This is a genomic window from Kocuria rhizosphaericola (assembly GCF_044462205.1).
GTDB classification, from domain to species: Bacteria; Actinomycetota; Actinomycetes; order Actinomycetales; family Micrococcaceae; genus Kocuria; species Kocuria rhizosphaericola.
In genome coordinates, this window is the sequence record NZ_JBISWK010000183.1 from 1 (window position 1) to 17,122 (window position 17,122).

24 protein-coding genes are annotated in these 17,122 nt (G+C 73.5%); 16 read left to right on the forward strand and 8 right to left on the reverse strand.

The features are described from left to right. Positions 1–61: 61 nt before the first annotated feature. Entirely contained in the window at positions 62–838 is a 777-nt protein-coding gene (locus tag ACH9D2_RS18430) for a hypothetical protein (protein ID WP_396364281.1), read from the reverse strand. A gap of 292 nt (positions 839–1,130) precedes the next feature. Between ACH9D2_RS18430 and sigK the strand changes: the two genes are divergently transcribed. The 5 genes from sigK to ACH9D2_RS18455 all read left to right on the forward strand — a co-directional run bounded on the left by sigK (position 1,131) and on the right by ACH9D2_RS18455 (position 5,248). After that, positions 1,131–1,739: an ECF RNA polymerase sigma factor SigK gene (sigK, locus tag ACH9D2_RS18435; RefSeq protein ID WP_396364282.1), complete on the forward strand. Its 609-nt coding sequence runs from the start codon at positions 1,131–1,133 to the stop codon at positions 1,737–1,739. After that, positions 1,736–2,506 (forward strand): anti-sigma factor, encoded by a 771-nt coding sequence (locus ACH9D2_RS18440; protein WP_396364283.1) that lies wholly within the window; start codon positions 1,736–1,738, stop codon positions 2,504–2,506. The genes sigK and ACH9D2_RS18440 overlap by 4 nt, the downstream gene beginning before the upstream one ends. A 25-nt stretch (positions 2,507–2,531) precedes the next feature. Beyond that, positions 2,532–3,293 carry an aldolase/citrate lyase family protein gene (locus ACH9D2_RS18445; protein WP_396364284.1) on the forward strand — a complete coding sequence of 254 codons (762 nt, stop codon included), beginning with the start codon at positions 2,532–2,534 and terminating at the stop codon, positions 3,291–3,293. Then, complete coding sequence (locus tag ACH9D2_RS18450) at positions 3,290–4,204, forward strand: hypothetical protein (RefSeq protein ID WP_396364285.1); 915 nt, start codon at positions 3,290–3,292, stop codon at positions 4,202–4,204. Before ACH9D2_RS18445 ends, ACH9D2_RS18450 begins: the two co-directional genes overlap by 4 nt. Positions 4,205–4,294: 90 nt before the next feature. Next, positions 4,295–5,248: a hypothetical protein gene (locus ACH9D2_RS18455; RefSeq protein ID WP_396364286.1), complete on the forward strand. Its 954-nt coding sequence runs from the start codon at positions 4,295–4,297 to the stop codon at positions 5,246–5,248. Between the two features lie 55 nt (positions 5,249–5,303). Here ACH9D2_RS18455 and ACH9D2_RS18460 read toward each other — a convergent pair whose 3' ends face one another. Then, on the reverse strand, positions 5,304–5,462 hold the full coding sequence (locus ACH9D2_RS18460) for a hypothetical protein (RefSeq protein WP_396364287.1): 159 nt from the start codon (positions 5,460–5,462) through the stop codon (positions 5,304–5,306). An 83-nt stretch (positions 5,463–5,545) separates the two neighbouring features. Then, the gene (locus ACH9D2_RS18465) at positions 5,546–6,184 is read right to left on the reverse strand and encodes a hypothetical protein (protein WP_396364288.1); all 639 of its coding nucleotides are present in this window, start codon (positions 6,182–6,184) and stop codon (positions 5,546–5,548) included. A 184-nt stretch (positions 6,185–6,368) separates the two neighbouring features. Between ACH9D2_RS18465 and ACH9D2_RS18470 the strand changes: the two genes are divergently transcribed. The 3 genes from ACH9D2_RS18470 (at position 6,369) to ACH9D2_RS18480 (ending at position 7,764) form a co-directional block, all read left to right on the forward strand. Continuing rightward, on the forward strand, positions 6,369–6,713 hold the full coding sequence (locus tag ACH9D2_RS18470) for a nuclear transport factor 2 family protein (RefSeq protein ID WP_396364289.1): 345 nt from the start codon (positions 6,369–6,371) through the stop codon (positions 6,711–6,713). Between the two features lie 35 nt (positions 6,714–6,748). Further along, positions 6,749–7,111, forward strand: coding sequence for a YciI family protein (locus ACH9D2_RS18475; protein WP_035924466.1), 363 nt, complete (start codon positions 6,749–6,751; stop codon positions 7,109–7,111). Positions 7,112–7,176: 65 nt separating this feature from the next. Continuing rightward, positions 7,177–7,764, forward strand: coding sequence for a TetR family transcriptional regulator (locus tag ACH9D2_RS18480; protein ID WP_396364303.1), 588 nt, complete (start codon positions 7,177–7,179; stop codon positions 7,762–7,764). 121 nt (positions 7,765–7,885) lie between these two features. Here the strand turns inward: ACH9D2_RS18480 and ACH9D2_RS18485 are convergent, their stop codons facing one another. After that, a complete protein-coding gene (locus ACH9D2_RS18485; protein ID WP_396364290.1) occupies positions 7,886–8,770 on the reverse strand; it encodes a hypothetical protein in 885 nt (294 codons plus the stop codon). Positions 8,771–8,917: 147 nt separating this feature from the next. Here ACH9D2_RS18485 and ACH9D2_RS18490 point away from each other — a divergent pair, with 147 nt between their 5' ends. Genes ACH9D2_RS18490 through ACH9D2_RS18505 form a run of 4 tightly spaced genes read left to right on the forward strand, consistent with a single transcriptional unit; the run spans position 8,918 to position 11,701 of the window. Then, on the forward strand, positions 8,918–9,466 hold the full coding sequence (locus ACH9D2_RS18490; protein ID WP_396364291.1) for a CueP family metal-binding protein: 549 nt from the start codon (positions 8,918–8,920) through the stop codon (positions 9,464–9,466). 26 nt (positions 9,467–9,492) lie between these two features. Further along, complete coding sequence (locus tag ACH9D2_RS18495) at positions 9,493–10,404, forward strand: alpha/beta hydrolase (RefSeq protein WP_396364292.1); 912 nt, start codon at positions 9,493–9,495, stop codon at positions 10,402–10,404. A gap of 57 nt (positions 10,405–10,461) precedes the next feature. Continuing rightward, a complete protein-coding gene (locus tag ACH9D2_RS18500) occupies positions 10,462–11,529 on the forward strand; it encodes an FAD-dependent oxidoreductase (RefSeq protein WP_396364293.1) in 1,068 nt (355 codons plus the stop codon). Between the two features lie 31 nt (positions 11,530–11,560). Continuing rightward, on the forward strand, positions 11,561–11,701 hold the full coding sequence (locus tag ACH9D2_RS18505; protein WP_396364294.1) for a hypothetical protein: 141 nt from the start codon (positions 11,561–11,563) through the stop codon (positions 11,699–11,701). A gap of 45 nt (positions 11,702–11,746) precedes the next feature. Here the strand turns inward: ACH9D2_RS18505 and ACH9D2_RS18510 are convergent, their stop codons facing one another. Together ACH9D2_RS18510 and ACH9D2_RS18515 are read right to left on the reverse strand one after the other, a co-directional pair. Then, the gene (locus tag ACH9D2_RS18510) at positions 11,747–12,052 is read right to left on the reverse strand and encodes a hypothetical protein (RefSeq protein ID WP_396364295.1); all 306 of its coding nucleotides are present in this window, start codon (positions 12,050–12,052) and stop codon (positions 11,747–11,749) included. A gap of 78 nt (positions 12,053–12,130) precedes the next feature. Then, on the reverse strand, positions 12,131–12,619 hold the full coding sequence (locus ACH9D2_RS18515) for a DedA family protein (RefSeq protein WP_396364296.1): 489 nt from the start codon (positions 12,617–12,619) through the stop codon (positions 12,131–12,133). A gap of 191 nt (positions 12,620–12,810) precedes the next feature. Here ACH9D2_RS18515 and ACH9D2_RS18520 point away from each other — a divergent pair, with 191 nt between their 5' ends. Further along, positions 12,811–13,155: a hypothetical protein gene (locus ACH9D2_RS18520; protein ID WP_396364297.1), complete on the forward strand. Its 345-nt coding sequence runs from the start codon at positions 12,811–12,813 to the stop codon at positions 13,153–13,155. A 53-nt stretch (positions 13,156–13,208) separates the two neighbouring features. Here the strand turns inward: ACH9D2_RS18520 and ACH9D2_RS18525 are convergent, their stop codons facing one another. Next, positions 13,209–13,805, reverse strand: a complete 597-nt coding sequence (locus ACH9D2_RS18525; RefSeq protein WP_396364298.1) for a LysE family transporter — start codon at positions 13,803–13,805, stop codon at positions 13,209–13,211. Between the two features lie 70 nt (positions 13,806–13,875). Here ACH9D2_RS18525 and ACH9D2_RS18530 point away from each other — a divergent pair, with 70 nt between their 5' ends. After that, a complete protein-coding gene (locus ACH9D2_RS18530; protein ID WP_396364299.1) occupies positions 13,876–14,763 on the forward strand; it encodes an ArgP/LysG family DNA-binding transcriptional regulator in 888 nt (295 codons plus the stop codon). Between the two features lie 266 nt (positions 14,764–15,029). Here ACH9D2_RS18530 and ACH9D2_RS18535 read toward each other — a convergent pair whose 3' ends face one another. After that, positions 15,030–15,758 (reverse strand): hypothetical protein, encoded by a 729-nt coding sequence (locus ACH9D2_RS18535; RefSeq protein ID WP_396364300.1) that lies wholly within the window; start codon positions 15,756–15,758, stop codon positions 15,030–15,032. A gap of 534 nt (positions 15,759–16,292) precedes the next feature. On the opposite strand from ACH9D2_RS18535, the gene ACH9D2_RS18540 reads away from it, so the two are divergent. Next, on the forward strand, positions 16,293–16,730 hold the full coding sequence (locus tag ACH9D2_RS18540) for a hypothetical protein (RefSeq protein ID WP_396364301.1): 438 nt from the start codon (positions 16,293–16,295) through the stop codon (positions 16,728–16,730). 64 nt (positions 16,731–16,794) lie between these two features. Further along, entirely contained in the window at positions 16,795–16,989 is a 195-nt protein-coding gene (locus ACH9D2_RS18545; protein WP_396364302.1) for a hypothetical protein, read from the forward strand. Positions 16,990–17,122: the final 133 nt, after the last annotated feature.

A 17,122-nucleotide genomic window follows, 5' to 3' on the forward strand; every position in this document is an offset into this window, starting at 1 on the left:
CAGCAGGCCTGCGCGGCGACCGGTGGTCGATCCCGTCATGGCAGGAACCGTCCCCGTGGGGTCAGGCCCGGGCGGCACGCCGGCGCAGGGCCCAGGCGCCGCCGGCGACGGCCGCCAGGATCCCGCCGCCGAGGGCCACGGCCTCGGTGGTGGAGCCGGTCTCCTGGGCCACGCCGGTGTCGGCGCCGCCCTCGGGCATCGCGTCCATCTGGGCGGCGGTCAGGACACCGCAGGCCGCCGGCAGGGTCGCGGCCAGGGGCAGGTCGGGGTTGAGCGGGCTCATCTTCTCCGCAGCGGCCGCCGGCAGCAGCGTCGGGTCGACACCGTGGACCACGACCACGGCCGTGCCGTCCTCCACGGCGGCCCGGGTCTCGGCGTCGAGCTCCATGGTCCGCTCATAGGTGTACGCGCCACCGCCCGGGAAGCGCTCGACGGCCAGGGCCGAGTCGGGGCTGGTGTCGCCCTCGGTGGTCAGCGAGGTCAGGATCCCGCCGTAGAAGGGCTGGCCCTCGGGGGTGTTGACCACGCCGTCGCCGTCGGTGTCGGCGGAGGCCGGGGGGCACTCGGCGGCGGCCTGCTCGGGCGAGTGGATGTGCTGGGCGTGCGGGAAGGGCCCGTCCATGAAGGTCTCGGCCGCGCCGGAGACGTTCATCTTCACGGTGGCCTCGGCACCGTGCAGGTCGACCATGACGTCACCGGTGGTGCCGCTGTTGTTCAGGGTGTTCAGCGTGGCCTGGGAGGACCACATGTCGCCCTCGTGGGCTGCGGCGGGGGCCGCCGCCATGGTGAGGGCGCCGAGGGCGAGGGTGGGGACTGTGAGGAGCATGGACTTGCGCATCAGATTCTCTCCTGTGTCGTACCGGGGGTCGTGCCGTGTGCGCACTTTCGGTGTGTGCACGGTGAGTTCGCCACCGGACGGCCCCCGGACGGGTGCGAGGGAGAAAAACTTCTCGGGGCACCAGGACGGCCCGCGGACCCGTCCGTGGCCGGTCCCGCGACGAACAGGAGCCATGGAGACGGTGCGTGTGTCGGCGGCATCACAGCGACCCGGTGTGGCAGGGTGCAGTTCGACACTGCTCTCGTCCGGGTCCCGGGCGAGGTGCTGCTCCCCGAGTGAACAGCGAGATCGTGTGAGCGAAGGACCGACCGGCCGGAGCGGCGGCACCGGCGCCCCGGTGCCCGCCCCAGGGCGGACCGAGGAACAGGCGGAGCTGCTGCGCCGTGTCGCGGGCGGGGACGAGGACGCCTTCGCCCGGCTGTACGACGCGACGTCGGCGACGGTCCACGGTCTCGTGGTGCGGCTGGTCCGCTCCCCGGAGCTGGCCGCCGAGGTGGTCCAGGAGGTCTACCTGATGGCCTGGCAGCAGGCGGAGCGCTTCGACGCCGGCCGCGGCACGGCCCTGGCGTGGTTGTGCACCATGGCCCACCGCCGCGCGGTGGACCGGATCCGGCAGAACCAGCGGGACCGGGACCGGGACCAGCAGTACGAGCTCCGTCAGGTGGACACCCCGTCCGACTCCACCTGGAGCGAGGTGGAGCAGTCCCTGGACTCCGGGGAGGTGCGGGCGCAGCTCGGCGCGCTCAGCCCGCTCCAGCGGGAGGCCGTCTGCCTGGTGTACTACCAGGGGTACAGTCACCGCCAGGTCGCGGAGCACCTGGACGTCCCGCTGGGCACGGCGAAGGCCAGGATCCGCGACGGGCTCAAACATCTGAGATCGGCACTGGGGGTGCGGCTGTGAAGGACATCCAGGGGGACGACCGGACCGGGGACGTCCACGCCGACGCGGCGCTCTACGCCGTGGACGCGCTCGAGCCCGGCGAGCGGGCCGCGTTCGAGCTCCATCTGCGGGGCTGCGCGTCCTGCCGCGAGGAGGTGGCCGCCTTCGGCGAGGTCGGGGCGCACCTGGCCTCCGTCGTCGCCGCGCCACCGCCGGCGGCCCTGCGCGAGAACGTCCTCGCGGCCGTGCACGGGACGCGGCAGGAGCGGCGATCGGAGCGCCGGGCCGGGGACGCGTCCGGGGCCACGCCCGTGTCCCTGGCGCAGCGGCGCCGGCCCCGGCGCCGATGGCTGGCCGCCGCCGCGGCCGCCGTGCTCCTGCCCGGTGCGGCCCTGGGCGGCTGGGCCCTCGGCACGCAGACCGAGCAGCGGGAGCAGCGGCTCGTGGCCCAGGAGCAGGACCGGCAGACCCGGTTGCTGAGCGCCCCGGACGTCACCATCCGCCAGCTCGAGGTGGACGGCCGCCCGGCCACCCTGGTGGTCTCGGAGCAGGAGGACGCGGCGCTGTTCGTCGCCTCCGATCTCGCCGGACCGGGCGAGGACCGGGAGTACCAGTTGTGGCTCGTGCAGGGCGACACCCCGGTGCCGGACGTGCACTTCGGCGGTGGGCAGGTGCGGGTCTGGCTGGACGGCGACGTCGGTCGCGCCGGCGCGGTGGCCATGACCGTGGAGCCCGCCGGGGGTTCGGAGACACCCACCCCGCCAGTGCTGGCCACTGCGGAGATCTGAGCGACGCTCCTGCCAGAATGAGGCCATGACCGAGGCACATAATTCCGGCAACGGCAACGGCAACGGCAACGGCAACGGGGTGCGCGCGGGGGTGTGGGCCACGCTCGGCGACGTCCGGACCGCGCTCGCCCTCGAGCGCGCCGGCTTCGGCTGGATGGGCGTCGACGCCCAGCACGGCCACTTCGACGACGCCGCCGTCCGCGGGCTCTTCGCCCTGCGGCGCGATCCGTCCGTCCCGGTGCTGGTCCGGGTCGCCGCGAACGATCCCACGCTCATCGGCCGGGCGCTGGACGCCGGGGCCGACGGCGTCGTCGTTCCTCTCGTCCAGGACGCGGAGCAGGCCGAGGCCGCGGTCGCCGCGGCGCACTACCCGCCGCGGGGCGCCCGCAGCTGGGGGCCGCTCCCCGGTGCACGGGACGCCGCCGCCGGCGTGGCGGCCGCGCCCCGGCCGCTGTGCGCGGTGATGGTCGAGACCGCCCCGGCGGTCGCCGGGGTCCGGGCGATCGCGGCGGTCCCGGACCTGGACATGGTCTTCGTGGGGCCCTTCGACCTCGCGCTCGCCCTGGGCCGGGACGTCGACCAGCTGCTCGCGGACACCGCGGAGGACGCCCCCCTGCCCACGATCGTGCGCGCGTGCCGGGAGGCCGGCGTCCTGGCGGGCGCCTACGCCGGGTCGCCGCAGCGCGCCGCCGCGCTGCGGGCGCAGGGCTTCTCCTGGATCGCCGTCACGACCGACGCGGGCGTCCTCCAGCTCGGCAGCGACGCGGCCCTGGCGCGCCCGTCATGAGCACCCGGGCGGGCGGCCGGCAACCGCACCCCCTGCGGTGGGTGCTGTCCCGGGAGCTGGTCCGCGACTGGCTGCGCTCGTTCCGGACCAGCCGCAGCGCCCTGTACTTCCGGGTCCGGAACCGCTTCTCGGCCGCGCCCGTGCGGGGGGACGCGCCCGTGGTCGTGAGCCTCACCTCCTACGGGAACCGGATCCGGGCGGTCCACCTGGCCGTCGAGTCGATGGCGCACGGCACCGTTCGTCCGCGGCGGCTGATCCTGTGGCTCCGGGAGGCCGACGTCGTGGCCGACCCGCCCCCGCCGTTGGCCCGGCTGGTGCGCCGGGGCCTCGAGCTGCGGTGCACCGAGGACTGGGGGCCCCACCAGAAGTACTACCCCTACGTCCGGTCCCGGGCACGGCACGAACTGCCCCTGGTCATCGCGGACGACGACGTGCTCTACGGGGCGACGTGGCTCGAGGAGCTGCTGGCGGTCCACGCCCGGCACCCCCACGACGTGGTCGCCCACCGCACCCACCGGATCCGCCTGGGTGGAGGACGGATCCTGCCCTACGCCACGTGGAGCCCCGGTGCCCCGCCGGAGGCGTCCTTCTGCACGTTCGCCACGGGCACCTCCGGCGTGCTCTACCCGCCGCACCTGCTCGAGGCGCTGCGGGAGCTCGGCACCGCGTTCGCGGCCTGCGCGCCGATGGCCGACGACGTGTGGCTGCACGCCGTCGCCCTGCGTCACGGGACGAGGACCCGGCCCGTCGGCGACGGCCGCACCTTCTACCGGCCCATTCCCCGGCTGCTCTTCCGGGGTCTCAGCACCCGCAATGTGCTGGGCGGAGGCAACGACATGCAGATCGCAACCACGTATTCGGCCTCGGACGTGGAAGAGTTGGAACGTGCACGGGTGGCCGAGAGCCCCTGAGCACGTGTGGACGGGCAGTTCCCCCGCTTCCCGCCCACCGGCCGTCCCCCCACGGCCGCTGTCCGCGCTCCCATCCCCCCAGGAGTTCCCATGCCGAACGATCACCGCCGCCCGCGCCCTCCGTACCACGCCGCCACCGGCGCGCCGCCGCGAGCAGCAGGGCACTCGATCGTCTTCGACTCGCCGGCCGAGCTGGCCGCCTACACCCGCCACGACCGCCTGACGAGCGACGGTCCCCTCCTGCTCGCCCGCCGCGCCGGCTACCACCCGGACGGGTCGTGGCCCTGCTCCGCGCTCGAGTCCGCCCAGAACGTCCTCGCCACCCGGGCGCGCACGATGATCGAGATCGAGCTGCGCACCACGGTCGACGGCCGGTGCGTGGTCCTGCACGAGGCCGTCATGGGGCACGGGAGCACCGGCGCCGGCCCCGTGAGCGAGCAGTCCGCCGACTACGTGCTCAGCCAGCACCTGGTGGACAACTACGGCGAGGTCACCCGGTTCCCCGTCCGGGAGGCCGCGGAGTTCCTCACCTGGGCCGTGCTGGCCGGGGCGGTGCTGTGGCTCGACGTCAGGAACGTGTCCCCGGAGAGCGTCGTCGAACTCGTCCGCACGCACCGCGCCGAGAGCCAGGTGGTGGTCGGCGTGAACGGTCTGAGAGAGCTGGCCGTCTACCGCAGGATCGCCCCGGACCTCGTCTACTTCGTCCCGACCCACCAGGACGGCCTGCCCACGGTCGACGACGTCCGGCGGGAGGTGCCCGACATCCGGCGGGTGGTCGGGTTCGCCGGCCACTACATCCCCGACATGGAGGAGAGCCTGCGGATGCGGAGCTGGAACGTGCCCATGCGGCTCGAGCTGCACCGCTACGACGAGAACCTGCCCGCCGACGCCCTCGACGTGCACTACTACCGCCGCGCGGTCGAGGCCGGGTTCGGGATCCTCTCCACGAGCCACTACCGCGAGGTGGCCGACCTCCTCGGCCTGTCCGGGTGGGCGCCGAAGAACGCCTCCGCCAGGGACGGACGGGGAGTGTCCCGCCGCTGAGCCCGCGCCCGGGGACGCCCCGTCCAGGGGGCGCCCGGCATCCTCGGGCCGGGGCTCAGTCGTCGCCCGGCGCGTCCGCGGGGGCGTCCCCCTCGGCCTGGGAGGGCTTGTTGTCGTCCGGGTCGACGGCCGGCTGCACGCTCTGGTCCTCGGGGACGTCCCCCTCGGCCTGCGACGGCTTGTTCTCGGCCGGATCCGGGGTCATGTCGCTCATGCCGCTCCTCGTGTGCTCAGCAGGGTGCCGGTCCCGGCTCACGCTACGCCGGGCCGGTGGCCCCGACAAGGGATCCGGCCCCGCTACCCGGCGCGGCCGGCGCGGATCGCGGCGTAGAGCTGCGCGGGGATCAGCCCCGTCCGGTGGGCGCGCTCGACCGCGGCGAAACCCTCCTCGGTCTCCTCGTACGGGAAGTGGATGAGGTCCGCCGCGAGCTCCCAGTGGTCGATCATCCCGCCGGCCCAGAGCTGGCAGATCGCCCACGGGGTGTCCGCGGAGAAGGTGCGGACCTCGGGCAGGACGTACTCGCCGGCCGGCACGCGCCAGGCCTCGAGGCTGTCCAGGTCCGCAGCGAGGTCCTCGAGGGTGTCGTAGTGGCCCGCGCGGTCCGGGTCCACGGAGCCGTTCGCGTTGGCGAGCTCGACGTCGTACCCGCCCTCGGCCGCGGCGAACACGGTGGTGGGCCCGGGCTCCCCGCCGACGCCGGCGTCGAGGGGCAGCTGGGACGGCAGCCACTCCCACCCGTCGCCGAGCTGGTCCATCTCCAGGTCCCGGTAGGCCACCCAGCCGCGGGCGACGAGCAGCTCGTGGGCGTCGTCGTCCCACGTGCCCTGGGCGGCGCCCTCGATGTCGACGGTGCGGGCGCCGGCCGCGGCGTGGAACTCCCGCCGCTGCTGCTTCTTCTTGGCGGCGGCCTTCTTGCGGGGCTTGCTCTTGGGCACGGATCCTCCTGACGGGCGGGGACGGACGCGTGAGCGGTCCCTCGGACCTCCCATGATCGCGCATGCGGGAGGAATCCGGGACGCCGGGACGCAACGGTGGACCGCCGGCCCGCGCGGGGCGGGCCCCTTCACCGCGCGGCGTCCGGCGCTTGTCCCGTTTCCCGCCCCCGGGTAGTTTGCGGGCATGACCACCGTCGGCACGGACGTCGTCCGGCGGCTCTTCGCCGCCTACCTCGCGCAGGACGAGGCGGCGGCCCGCGAGCTCGTGGGCGACGACCTGCGGTTCACGTCCCCGCAGGACGACCACATCGACCGGTCCGCGTACTTCGAACGGTGCTTCCCCACGGCGGGACGGGTGGCCCGGCAGGACCTGCTCCAGGTGGTCGAGGCGGAGCCGGGCCTCGTGCTCGTCCGGTACGAGTACGAGCTCAGGACCGGCGGGGTCTTCCAGAACATGGAGGCGATCACCGTGCGCGACGGCCGGGTCGTGGAGGTCCAGGTCTATTTCGGCGGGCCGCCGCGACCGTAGACTCCGAGGACCACCCGACGCCCAGGAGGCTCGCCATGAAGCACTACCTGCTCAGCATCGAACAGCCCGACGGCGGGCCGGCGGCACCCGAGGTCCTGGAACCCGTGATGCGGGACGTCGCCGCCTTCAACGAGGAGCTCCGGGCGGCCGGGGCGTGGGTCTTCGCCGGGGGGCTGGACCGGGCGGAGGCCTCCGTCGTCGTGCGCTTCCACGGCGAGGACGTGGTGACCACGGACGGCCCGTACGAGCGCGAGGACGAGCACGCCGGGGGCATCTGCATCGTGGCCGCCCCGGACTACGACGCCGCCATCGAGTGGGGCCGGAAGCTGGCGCAGGCGACCACCCTCCCCGTGGAGGTGCGCGAGTTCCAGGGCGAGCCGGAGGAGCACCTGGCGTAGGGGCCGCGCCCGTTCGTTGCGGCACCGGTGTCCAGTGGCTCGACGGCGTGTCCTCCTTTGATGGGGTGGCCCGGCTCCGTGAAGCGCAGAAGCAGACGACCCGGCAGCTCCTCCTCGACAAGGGGCCGGAGCTGTTCGGGACGAAGGGCTACGCCGGGACGACCATCGACGACATCGCCGTGGCGGCCGGCACCACCCGGGCGACGTTCTGCCTGCACTTCCCCTGGAAGGCCGACCTCGTGCGCTCGCTGGTGGCCGACGACAACGCGCTGCTCACCGGCTCCGACGACCCGCCCCTGCCCTCGGTGATCCGGTCGGGGACCGCGAGCAGATCCGTGCCTGGCTGTGGCGGAAGCTCGGCCAGTGGGCCGCGATCCGCCCGTACGTCACGGTGGCCCACCAGGCCGCGGCCGCGGAGGCCGACATCCAGGCCACCGTGGACCAGTGGTCCGACACGACCGTCGCCGACATGCGGAAGGGCCTCGACGACGCCGGCCGTTTCGACCCCTCGTCCCGCCGCATCCGCTGCGCGCTCGCCTTCGGGGAGCTGGAGTTCTTCTCCCGGCGCCCGCGCGGGACGCGTTCGCGTCGCCCGTCGCGGCGCACGCGCAGACCCGGGCCCCTGCTCCGGACCACGGTTCCGAGCTCGCTGAAGAGGCACTCGAGGAAGAAGACGACCATGTCCGTGCAGACCCGGGGGAGGCTGATCCAGGCCGCGCCGCGGGGAGTTGCTCCGGATCGTCGGTTGGGCACGGGACCCCAGGTCCCGGCGGCTCAGCGGCCGATCTGCTCGGCCTGCGCCTCCCAGGCCGCGTGGGCGTCCCGCGGACGGGCCGGCCGGCGGGTCTCCCGCAGCGCCCGGAGCGCGGCGTTGCGCTCGCGCGCCAGGGAGTCCGCGGCCGCCCGGGCGGCGGCGTCCTCGCGGACCTGGGCGCGGACGGCGGTGATGGTGCCCATGATGGTCTCGACGGCCTGCGACCCGCCTGCCAGGTAGGCGGCCCGGACCTCGCGGTCCGGGTGGTAGAGGTAATGCTCGTCGGTCTGGCCGCGGTGGGTGTCGAATTCGTCGTCCGTGAGCTCCGAGATCATGGCGGCGACCCGGTCCAGGCGCGCCTCGACCTCCCCCTGCAGGGGCGTCCGGGCGGACGCGTCCCGGATGCACCACAGGGCCTGGCCGTGCCGCCGGAGCCGGGTCGCGTCCCAGTCGGCGTGCGGGACCTCGGCCAGCCGGGCGGCGATGAAGGACGCGTCCCCGCGCCGCTGCTGCGGCGGGAGGACGCCGAGCTGCCACCGGATCCAGGCCGTGCGCATGTCCTCCACGGCGCTCCGCCGGGCCTGCTCGGCGGTTCTCGCGATCGACTTCCCCGTGCTCTTCCGGGGGCTCTTCCCCGGGTTCCTCGCGGTGGCCCTGCAGGCCGTCCCCGCACCGGCCCTTGCGGGGCTCCGGTGCGCGCCGCGCAGCCACGCCCGCGCGCGCTCCGCCAGGGAGCGGGCGAGCGCCCGCAGGAGCACGCCGAGCAACCACAGGGCGGCCGCGGCCAGCAGGAGGAGAAGGATCGTGTCCAGGTTGACGAGGACGAACGAGACCACGGACAGGACGACCGCCCCGGCGACCAGGAGCGCGATCCCGGAGACGTCCTTGTTCTCTGTGTTCTGCATGGCGGATCCTCCCGAACCCTGACACCACTGGACATCCACTCTAGCCGCCGGGGCGGGATCTGTGACCTGTCCCACAGGAAACTCCCGGCGTCCCGGGGTGGCCGGGGAGGAGCCGGTGACAGGGGACGCCCCCGATATCCTGGCCCCATGAGATCCGCCGTGCTGTCCGTGTCCGTAGCCGTCCTGCTCCTCGTTCCCGGCTGCGCCGGCGGGAGCTCCGAGCAGGACGCCCTGCTGCGGGAGCACGGGCTCGAGGGCGCGAGCACGCAGGAGGTGGTCGAGCAGCTCGACCGCACGCACGAGGACCGTGACGCCGGGCTCGCCGGCTCCGTGACCTACGACGAGGTGGTGCTCAGCGATGGCGGCACCGAGACGGCCCTGCCCATGCCGGAGGACCGCTTCTACCTCGCGGTCGCCCCGTGGACCACCACCACGCACGAGTGCTTCTCCCACAGCCTCTCCGGGTGCCAGGGCGAGCTCGCGGGCGAGGACTTCGACGTGCGGATCACCGACGACTCCGGGGCCGTGCTCGTGGACGGGACCGTGACCAGCTACGAGAACGGGTTCGTGGGCTTCTGGCTGCCCAAGGACATCACCGGCACGCTCGAGATCGGCTCGGAGCGGGGCGCGGCCGTCGAGCAGTTCGCGACCTCCCCGGACAGTCCCACCTGCCTCACGACCGTGCGGCTGGCCTGAGCCCGCCCCGAAGGAATGGAGCCCGGATGAGCATCAGCATGGCCGTGACGTCCCACGCGGTCCGCCTGCGCGCGCGCCTGCAGCCGTGGACCCCGGTGGAGCAGCTGCACGGGCGCCGGTATCCGGAGCCGGCCAGGATCCCGGCCGACCTGCGGCGTTCGCACGCCGTGGAGCGCACCGAGGTGGCCGGCCGTCCGCTGCTGCGCCTGACGCCGCGCGCCGGGGCAGACGGGTCCCACCTGATCTACCTGCACGGCGGGGCGTTCGTGAACCCGCTGCTGCCGGCGCACTGGTGGATCGTCCGCGAGCTCGTGAAGGACACCGGGACCACGGTCACGGTCCCGCTGTACCGGCTGGCCCCCGAGGGCCACGTGGACGAGGGGTACGACTTCCTCGCCGCGGCCTGGGCCGACCTCGTGGCCCGGCCCGCCGCGGACCGGATCGTGGTCGCGGGGGACTCCGCCGGCGGGTGCCTGGCGATCGGGCTGGCCATGCGCCTGCGGGACGCCGGGCAGCGGCTGCCGGACCACGTGGTGGGCTTCTCCCCGGCGGTGGACGTCTCCGCCACCCACCCTGCGGTGCGGGAGATCGACCCGCACGACCCCATGCTGAGCACCGACCAGGTGGTGCCCATGGCCGCGGCCTGGGCGCGGGACCGCGAGCTCACGGACCCGCTGGTCAGCCCGCTCTACGGGGACGTGGCCGGGCTGCCGCCGGTGCACGTGGTCCAGGGCGGCAAGGACATCCTGGCCGCCGACGCCCTGGCCTTCGCCCGGGACCTGGCCCGGGCGGGCAACGCCGGGAAGCTGCTCTACGAGCCCGGCGCCTTCCACGTCTACGTGGGCGCCTGGTGGACGCCGGAGGCCCGGCGGGCGGTCCGGCACGTGCGCTCCCTGCTCCGGGCGCCCGCCCCGGCGGGGGGACAGTCCCCGGAATAGCCCGGTGCCACCGGCCGTTCTGCAATTGGTGATACATCAACCAAAGGGAGTGCGGGCATGAACGTCGTGGTCATCGGGGCGGGGCAGACCGGTCTGTCGGCCGCCCACCACCTGCAGCGCCGGGGCCTGGCCCCGGAGGAGGACTTCGTGGTCCTCGACGCCAACCCCGGTCCCGGGGGAGCATGGCGGCACCGCTGGCCCTCGCTCACCTTCGGCGGCGCGCACGGGATCCACGACCTGCCCGGACTGCCCCTCGGGGTGCCGGACCCGGCCGAGCCGGCCTCCGCCGTCGTCGCCCGCTACTACGGCGAGTACGAACGCCGCTTCGGACTGCCGGTCCACCGTCCCGTCGCGGTGCGCCGGGTCGAGGCCGAGTCCGGCGACGGGCCGCTCGACGTGGTCACGGACGCCGGCACCTGGCGGACGGCCCTGGTGATCAACGGCACCGGCACCTGGGACCGCCCGTACTGGCCGTACTACCCCGGGCGGGAGTCCTTCCGGGGGCAGCAGCTGCACACCCACGACTTCCGGTCCGCGGAAGTGTTCCGCGGCCGGCACGTGGTGGTCGTGGGCGGGGGCACCTCGGCGGTGCAGTTCCTGCTCCAGCTCGCCGAGGCGGGCGCCACCACCACGTGGGCCACCCGCCGGCCCCCGGGCTTCACGGACCGGGAGTTCGACCCGGACTGGGGGCGGGACGTCGAGCGCCGGGTCGACGAGCGGACCCGGGCGGGGCTGCCGCCGGCCAGCGTCGTCTCGGCCACCGGCCTGCCCCTGACCGAGCAGTACCGGGCCGGGATCGAGGCCGGGATCCTCGTCTCGGCGGGGCCGCTGCGGGCGGTGACGCCCGGGGGCGTGCGGCTCGCCGACGGCCGGGACGTCCGGGCGGACGTGATCCTGTGGGCCACGGGGTTCCGGCCCGCCCTGGACCACCTGGCCCCCCTGGGGCTGCGCGAGCCGGGTGGTGGCATCCGGATGGACGGGGTGCGGGTGCTCCGGGAGCCGCGGGTGCTGCTGGTCGGCTACGGCGCCTCGGCCTCGACCCTCGGCGCCACGCGCGCCGGGCGGGCGGCCGCCCGGGAGGCGGTGCGGCTGCTGTCCGCGGTCCCGGCCGGAGCCGTAGGCTGAGGGCACCAAGCCCCCGACGAAGGAGCACCCCGTGAGCGAGCAGCCGACTTCCAGCCCGGACCCCATCGAGGACGCGGCCTCCAACGACGACGCCGACATGACCACCGAGATGACCCCCGTCCCGCACGAGGACGGGGACGCCGAGAACGAGGAGTCCGAGCAGCAGGGCTGAGCGCTGTCCGGGCTCCGACCTGCCGGGGCTCCGACCTGCCGGGGCTCAGGCGGCCGTGCCGAAGAGCGAGGCGCGCAGAGCCGACAGGGGCGGCGCGTGCTCGGCCAGCTCCTCGAGGTAGCCCAGGTCGTCCAGGTCGCCCAGGGCGGCGGCGAGCTCCTCGCGGGTCAGCTGGGTGTTCTCGGCGACGGCCTCGAGAGCGGGGGGCTCCTCGGCCGTGACGTGCTCGGCCAGGGCGTCGAGGACGACCACGGCGTCGACGCTGACGTGCTCGTCGTGGATGGCTTCGGCGAGCAGCCGCTCGGCGGCGTAGAGCGGCGCGGCGAACATGTGGGGGATGGGGGTGTGCATCGTTGACATCACTGCCGGAACACTACTCCGGGTTCTCAAGAATTTCCTGGGACGGGTCGGCAGGCCGGGCCCAGGGCGTCACCGGGAGGCCGGCAGTTTCTCGTCGCGGCGGGTCCGGCACCGTCTGTGGAGGGTGCGGCCGAGCACCAGCAGGAGCACGACGACGACGATCGGCGCGACCACCCACGGCTGCTCCAACCAGGCCCAGACGACCGCCATGCCCACGGTGCCGTAGATGACGCCCCAGATGAGGGTGCCCACGAGCATCGCCGGGATCCAGCGGCGCAGGGGCATGCCCGTGACGGCGGTGGTGAGGATGACGGCGGTCTGCAGGCCCACGGTCAGGAAGCAGGCGGGGACGGCCAGGACGCCCCAGCGGTGCACCAGCCGCTGCGCCCGCCGGTAGACGGCGCTGTCCATGAGCCCGCGGACGCGGTCGGAGCGCCGGCTCCCGCCGGTGGCGGCGGCACGGCCCATGACGAAAATGGTGGTGGTCCGCACGATGGCCCCTGCCCAGAAGAACAGGATCGCGGCGCCGAGGGGGAGGGACTCCAGCCAGGCCTGCACCCGTCCAGTCTAGGGAGGGGTGCTGACAACCCCTGACGACAGGTTGTCACTGCGGGCGCGGTGCGCCCGTGCGGTGCGAGCCGCACGAGGCCTGCGGGAGGTCTCCTCCGGTCCGGCCGCGCTGCCCGGGGGTACTCTCTCCGTACGTCCGGCCCGTCCCCAAGGGCCGGAGCCCCGACCGAGGAGGACGCATGAGCGTGGAGATCGACGAGAGCGGGACCGTGATCGCCGACGGGCGCCCCGTGGACTACGCGACGGCCTACGCCTGGTGCGTCGACTCGCCCGAGACGATCACCGAGCTGGTCCAGGACACGAAGGCGTTCGCCACGGTGATCGCCGCCGCCGAGCACGCCGGCCCCGAGGAGCGGGCGGAGGCCGTCCGGCAGGCCTTCGTGGCCGGGGTGCCCCGGGAGCCCGGCGCCTCCTGGACCGATGCGGTGCGGCCCGAGCCGGTCACCGAGGAACCGGCCACCGGGGAGCCAGCCCCGGCGGACGGCGATCCTGTCCCGACGTCGTCCGGCCCGGAGTCCTCCTAGGTCCCGCCGGAACGGGATCAGGGCGGGGGCGGCGGCGGGTCGCGGCGGTGCGGTCAGCCCCGGATCAGGTTGACGGCCAGGGCGAGCATCACCATGCCGATCACCAGATCCACCACCCGCCAGGTGCGCGGGCTGCTGAGCACCCCGGAGAGTGCCCGGGCGCCGTAGCCCAGGGCGGAGAACCACACGACGCTGCCCACCACGGCCCCGGCCGCGAAGACCCATCGGGTGTCGGGGCCGTGCTGGTTGGCGAGGCTGCCCAGCAGCACCACGGTGTCGAGGTAGACGTGGGGGTTGAGGTAGGTCAGCGCCAGGGTGGTGGCGACCACCGATCCGCGGGACCGCGGGGCCTCGGCGGTCAGGGACGAGGGCTTCAGGGCGGAGGCGAAGGACCGCACGGCCCACCACGCCAGGTAGGCGGCGCCGCCCCACCGCAGCACGTCCAGGGCCTCGGGGAACCGGGACACCAGCGCCCCGATCCCGGCGGTGCCGCCGAGGATCAGCACCGCGTCGCTGACCGCGCACAGTGCCACCACCACGCCCACGTGCTCGCGGCGGATTCCCTGGCGCAGCACGAACGCGTTCTGCGCGCCGAGGGCGACGATCAGTGCCAGACCGCTCATCAGCCCGGTACCCCAGATGCTCCACATGACTTCGACGGTAGTCAGCGCTCCGAATGCAGACAAACGAAGGATTTGACGGCTTCGTTAGCTTTGCTTCATGAACTTCGAGCACCTGCGGGCCCTGACCGCGATCATCGACGAGGGCACCTTCGAGGCAGCGGCGGACGCCCTGGGGATCAGTCCCTCGGCGGTCAGTCAGCGGATCAAGGCCCTGGAGACCTCCGTGGGGCAGGTCGTGGTGCGCCGCGGCGTGCCCTGCGTCCCCACCGAGGCCGGGGCCGTGCTGCTGCGCACTGCCCGCCAGGTCCAGGTCCTCGAGGCGGAGGCCCTGCACTCCCTGGGTCACGGCGCCTCCTCCCGGACGGTGACCCCGGTGGCCGTCAACGCCGACTCCCTGGCCACCTGGTTCGTGCCCGTCCTGCACGAGGCCGCCGGCTGGTCCGACACCACCCTGGACCTGCACGTGGAGGACCAGGACCACAGCAGCCGGCTCCTGCGCCAGGGAGACGTCATCGGCGCCGTCACCTCCGATCCCGCACCCGTCAACGGGTGCCGGCTCGAGCGGCTGGGCTTCATGCGCTACGTCCCCGTGGCCGCCCCCGCACTGCGCCGGCGGTTCACCACCGGGACCGGCATCGACTGGGCGGCCATGCCCGTGTTCCGGTTCAACGCCAAGGACGACCTGCAGCAGCACGCCCTGCGCGCCCGCGGTGTCGACCGGTCCCCGCCCACCCACACCGTCCCGTCCGCCGAGGGATTCCTCGCCGCCGTGCGGGCGGGCCTGGGCTGGGGCATGCTGCCGGAGCTGCAGCTGGGCACGGACCTCGTCGACGGGTCCCTGGACCTGCTCGAGGACCACGCGCACCACGACGTCGCGCTCTACTGGCAGAGCTGGGCGCTGGACTCGGAGCGGCTGCACCGCATCAGCGAGTGCATCCACCGGGTCGGCCGGCAGCATCTGCGCAGCACGGCGCAGGGCGGGTGAGCGGACGCGCCGACACGGTCCTGACTCGCGCCGGCCGAACTGGACTCCACGGCCCTCGTCCGAGGCGATCCCGGGGATCACCGCCACCGTGCCGGCCGGACTGCCGGTGAGGAGGTCTCCGCGCCTCAGCGGCATGGTCAGCGGAACGATCGAGATCTGCGATCACCCAGCGGGCGAACCCCGGATGAGAGCCGCGGACGCAGGGCCGATCCGATGTCCGCGCGTCGTGCTGATCAGCGGTGGCGACTTCGACCGGATCGTCGTGTTCATGCCCTGGTCGAAGGCTTCTCGACGAGATCGACGTGTTCCGGATTGCGATAGAGGAACCAGGCTGCAGCCAGGACCCACACGCCTCCCATGTAGATCCCGGTCTGGAAGGACATCGACAGATCGGAGTATCCGGTTTGCGCCTGGACGACGCCGAAGGACAGTCCTCCGACGCAGGCGATGGCGCTGATCCATCCCATGACGCTCGACCACCGGCCACGGGCGGCGGATCCCGCGTTGACGAAGAAGGCGACCGCAAAAAGCCCGGCAACGATGCCGAACATCAGCCACTGGAGGCTGAAGAGGCCTCCTTCGATCTGACGAACGGCGAAGGCGGTCTCGTAGAGCACGTCCTGTTCTGCGGGGCCGGCGCCCGCCCAGCGGTCGACCATGATGCCCAGGGCCACGCCGTCGACGGCGACGAAAACCGCGTAGAGACTGGCGCACACCACCATGGCGGCCGCTCCCAGGGCCGCCCAGACGCCGGCGGCGCCTCGTCGCAGCCGCCAGGCCAAAGACAGTACCGCGGCGCCCATCAACAGGATCCCCAGAAGTTCTCCCACGTGGTAGAGCGCCCACAGGGGCTCGACCGCGTAGTCCGCGAAAGCGGCCTCCGTCTCGTGCGGAGGGGTCCACGGGTGCAGTCCGGCGGACACGGCATAGACGATGACGCCGGTGACGGCTGCGATGGCTCCGACCCGGGAAAAATGTCGTTCCGATGGCGCCATGATCGTCCTTGTGTCCGGTACGTCTGGTGAGCATCCCCCGAAGGCCGGCCCGGATGCCGCACGCGCCACCGACAGCACTTCTGACGCGTGGAGTGGTGAGGTGTTCGCTCGAAAGTACTGCGGCTGGCAGGCCGGGACAAGGAAAAAGGCGAAGCCGGTGCATCAACGCTGATATGACGAGGAGTCGCGCCCCGGCGGTCGGTCTCACCCAGAGGCCCCAGCGGTGGTGGCAGCAGGAACCCTCGAGGACGGCGGAGGTGACAGCGGTGGCGTGTGACGGCTCGCTGCTTGCCCTGTGCGAGATCAGGTCCTCGATCTCTGTGACACGTATCCGGCGCGAGCGCTCACGCACGGTCATCCCCGAGGCCCCGGTTACTGGCGGTGCACGCCACCGGGCGGAACTCATGGCTACCGGCGGGATCGTCTGGGACGATGAGCACGGGCGACGGAGGGGACGAGGGCATGGGAGACGCAGCCGACGCCTCACCACAGGCGGGAACGGGCCGGCTCCGGAAGCGGAGGAGAGGCGTCTTCATGGCACTGGCCGTCCTCGCCGCCCCGTTCGTCGTCATGCAGGCCTCGTTCCTCATCGACACGGCACCCATGGTGGCGGTGGCCGACAGATTGCGACCCGCTCTGGGCTGGCGCGAGGAAGCGCACAACGTGTCCGGCGGACTGTTCTGCCTCGGCCTCGGCGTGCCGTGCGACAGCATGTGGCGCGAGTACCGGACGGAACAGCCTGTCACCGTGGCCGATGTCCAGCGCATCAGTGACGAGGCGGGCCTGGGCGCGAGGGTCGAGGGGGACTGCGAGACCTCGCCGCTGCGCGCCGGTCGCACCGGGATGTACACGGCGTGCTCGGCCGAAGGAGTCGTCGACGGCTATGACGTACGGATCCGGGTGCTGAAGCTCGGGAAGGACGACGCCCGGCGGATCGTCCAGGTCGGGGTGAGCAGCATCGAGAATCGCTGACCCCTCGGAGTGCCATGAGCCCGACCAGGGGGAAGGCGAGGGCGTCGTCGACGGGGCCGAGGCGGTGTCGGAGGCCCGGGCGAGCCTGGCGGGCGGGGGCCGCGTCGTCGTCGCCAACAATCTGCTGGCGCCGGGCTACTTCCTGGGGTTCTCGCGGGCGGCCGGGGCGGATGTGGACACCGAGCCGCTGGCCGTGCCGGCGGGGGAGGCCCCGTCCGAGCTCGTGGACGTGGTCTCGCGCTACCACTCGGTGGCCTGAGGGCCTCCCGCTGCCTCTCCCCGCCGCTCCCTCTCTGTCTTTCTGCTTCTCTGCTCCGCCTCTCTATACCGATTCTCTGCGCCGAGTCCCCACGATCCACTCGTCCCCGGCGCCGAGCCCCCAGTCCTGTCGC

Excerpts from the sequence above, each read along its gene's own strand:
- ACH9D2_RS18430 (WP_396364281.1), bottom strand. The coding sequence starts at position 838 with ATGCGCAAGTCCATGCTCCTCACAGTCCCCACCCTCGCCCTCGGCGCC.
- ACH9D2_RS18445 (WP_396364284.1), top strand. The coding sequence starts at position 2,532 with ATGACCGAGGCACATAATTCCGGCAACGGCAACGGCAACGGCAACGGC.
- ACH9D2_RS18450 (WP_396364285.1), top strand. The coding sequence starts at position 3,290 with ATGAGCACCCGGGCGGGCGGCCGGCAACCGCACCCCCTGCGGTGGGTG.
- ACH9D2_RS18455 (WP_396364286.1), top strand. The coding sequence starts at position 4,295 with ATGCCGAACGATCACCGCCGCCCGCGCCCTCCGTACCACGCCGCCACC.
- ACH9D2_RS18460 (WP_396364287.1), bottom strand. The coding sequence starts at position 5,462 with ATGAGCGACATGACCCCGGATCCGGCCGAGAACAAGCCGTCGCAGGCC.
- ACH9D2_RS18470 (WP_396364289.1), top strand. The coding sequence starts at position 6,369 with ATGACCACCGTCGGCACGGACGTCGTCCGGCGGCTCTTCGCCGCCTAC.
- ACH9D2_RS18475 (WP_035924466.1), top strand. The coding sequence starts at position 6,749 with ATGAAGCACTACCTGCTCAGCATCGAACAGCCCGACGGCGGGCCGGCG.
- ACH9D2_RS18485 (WP_396364290.1), bottom strand. The coding sequence starts at position 8,770 with ATGCAGAACACAGAGAACAAGGACGTCTCCGGGATCGCGCTCCTGGTC.
- ACH9D2_RS18490 (WP_396364291.1), top strand. The coding sequence starts at position 8,918 with ATGAGATCCGCCGTGCTGTCCGTGTCCGTAGCCGTCCTGCTCCTCGTT.
- ACH9D2_RS18495 (WP_396364292.1), top strand. The coding sequence starts at position 9,493 with ATGAGCATCAGCATGGCCGTGACGTCCCACGCGGTCCGCCTGCGCGCG.
- ACH9D2_RS18500 (WP_396364293.1), top strand. The coding sequence starts at position 10,462 with ATGAACGTCGTGGTCATCGGGGCGGGGCAGACCGGTCTGTCGGCCGCC.
- ACH9D2_RS18510 (WP_396364295.1), bottom strand. The coding sequence starts at position 12,052 with ATGCACACCCCCATCCCCCACATGTTCGCCGCGCCGCTCTACGCCGCC.
- ACH9D2_RS18520 (WP_396364297.1), top strand. The coding sequence starts at position 12,811 with ATGAGCGTGGAGATCGACGAGAGCGGGACCGTGATCGCCGACGGGCGC.
- ACH9D2_RS18525 (WP_396364298.1), bottom strand. The coding sequence starts at position 13,805 with ATGTGGAGCATCTGGGGTACCGGGCTGATGAGCGGTCTGGCACTGATC.
- ACH9D2_RS18530 (WP_396364299.1), top strand. The coding sequence starts at position 13,876 with ATGAACTTCGAGCACCTGCGGGCCCTGACCGCGATCATCGACGAGGGC.
- ACH9D2_RS18535 (WP_396364300.1), bottom strand. The coding sequence starts at position 15,758 with ATGGCGCCATCGGAACGACATTTTTCCCGGGTCGGAGCCATCGCAGCC.
- ACH9D2_RS18540 (WP_396364301.1), top strand. The coding sequence starts at position 16,293 with ATGGCACTGGCCGTCCTCGCCGCCCCGTTCGTCGTCATGCAGGCCTCG.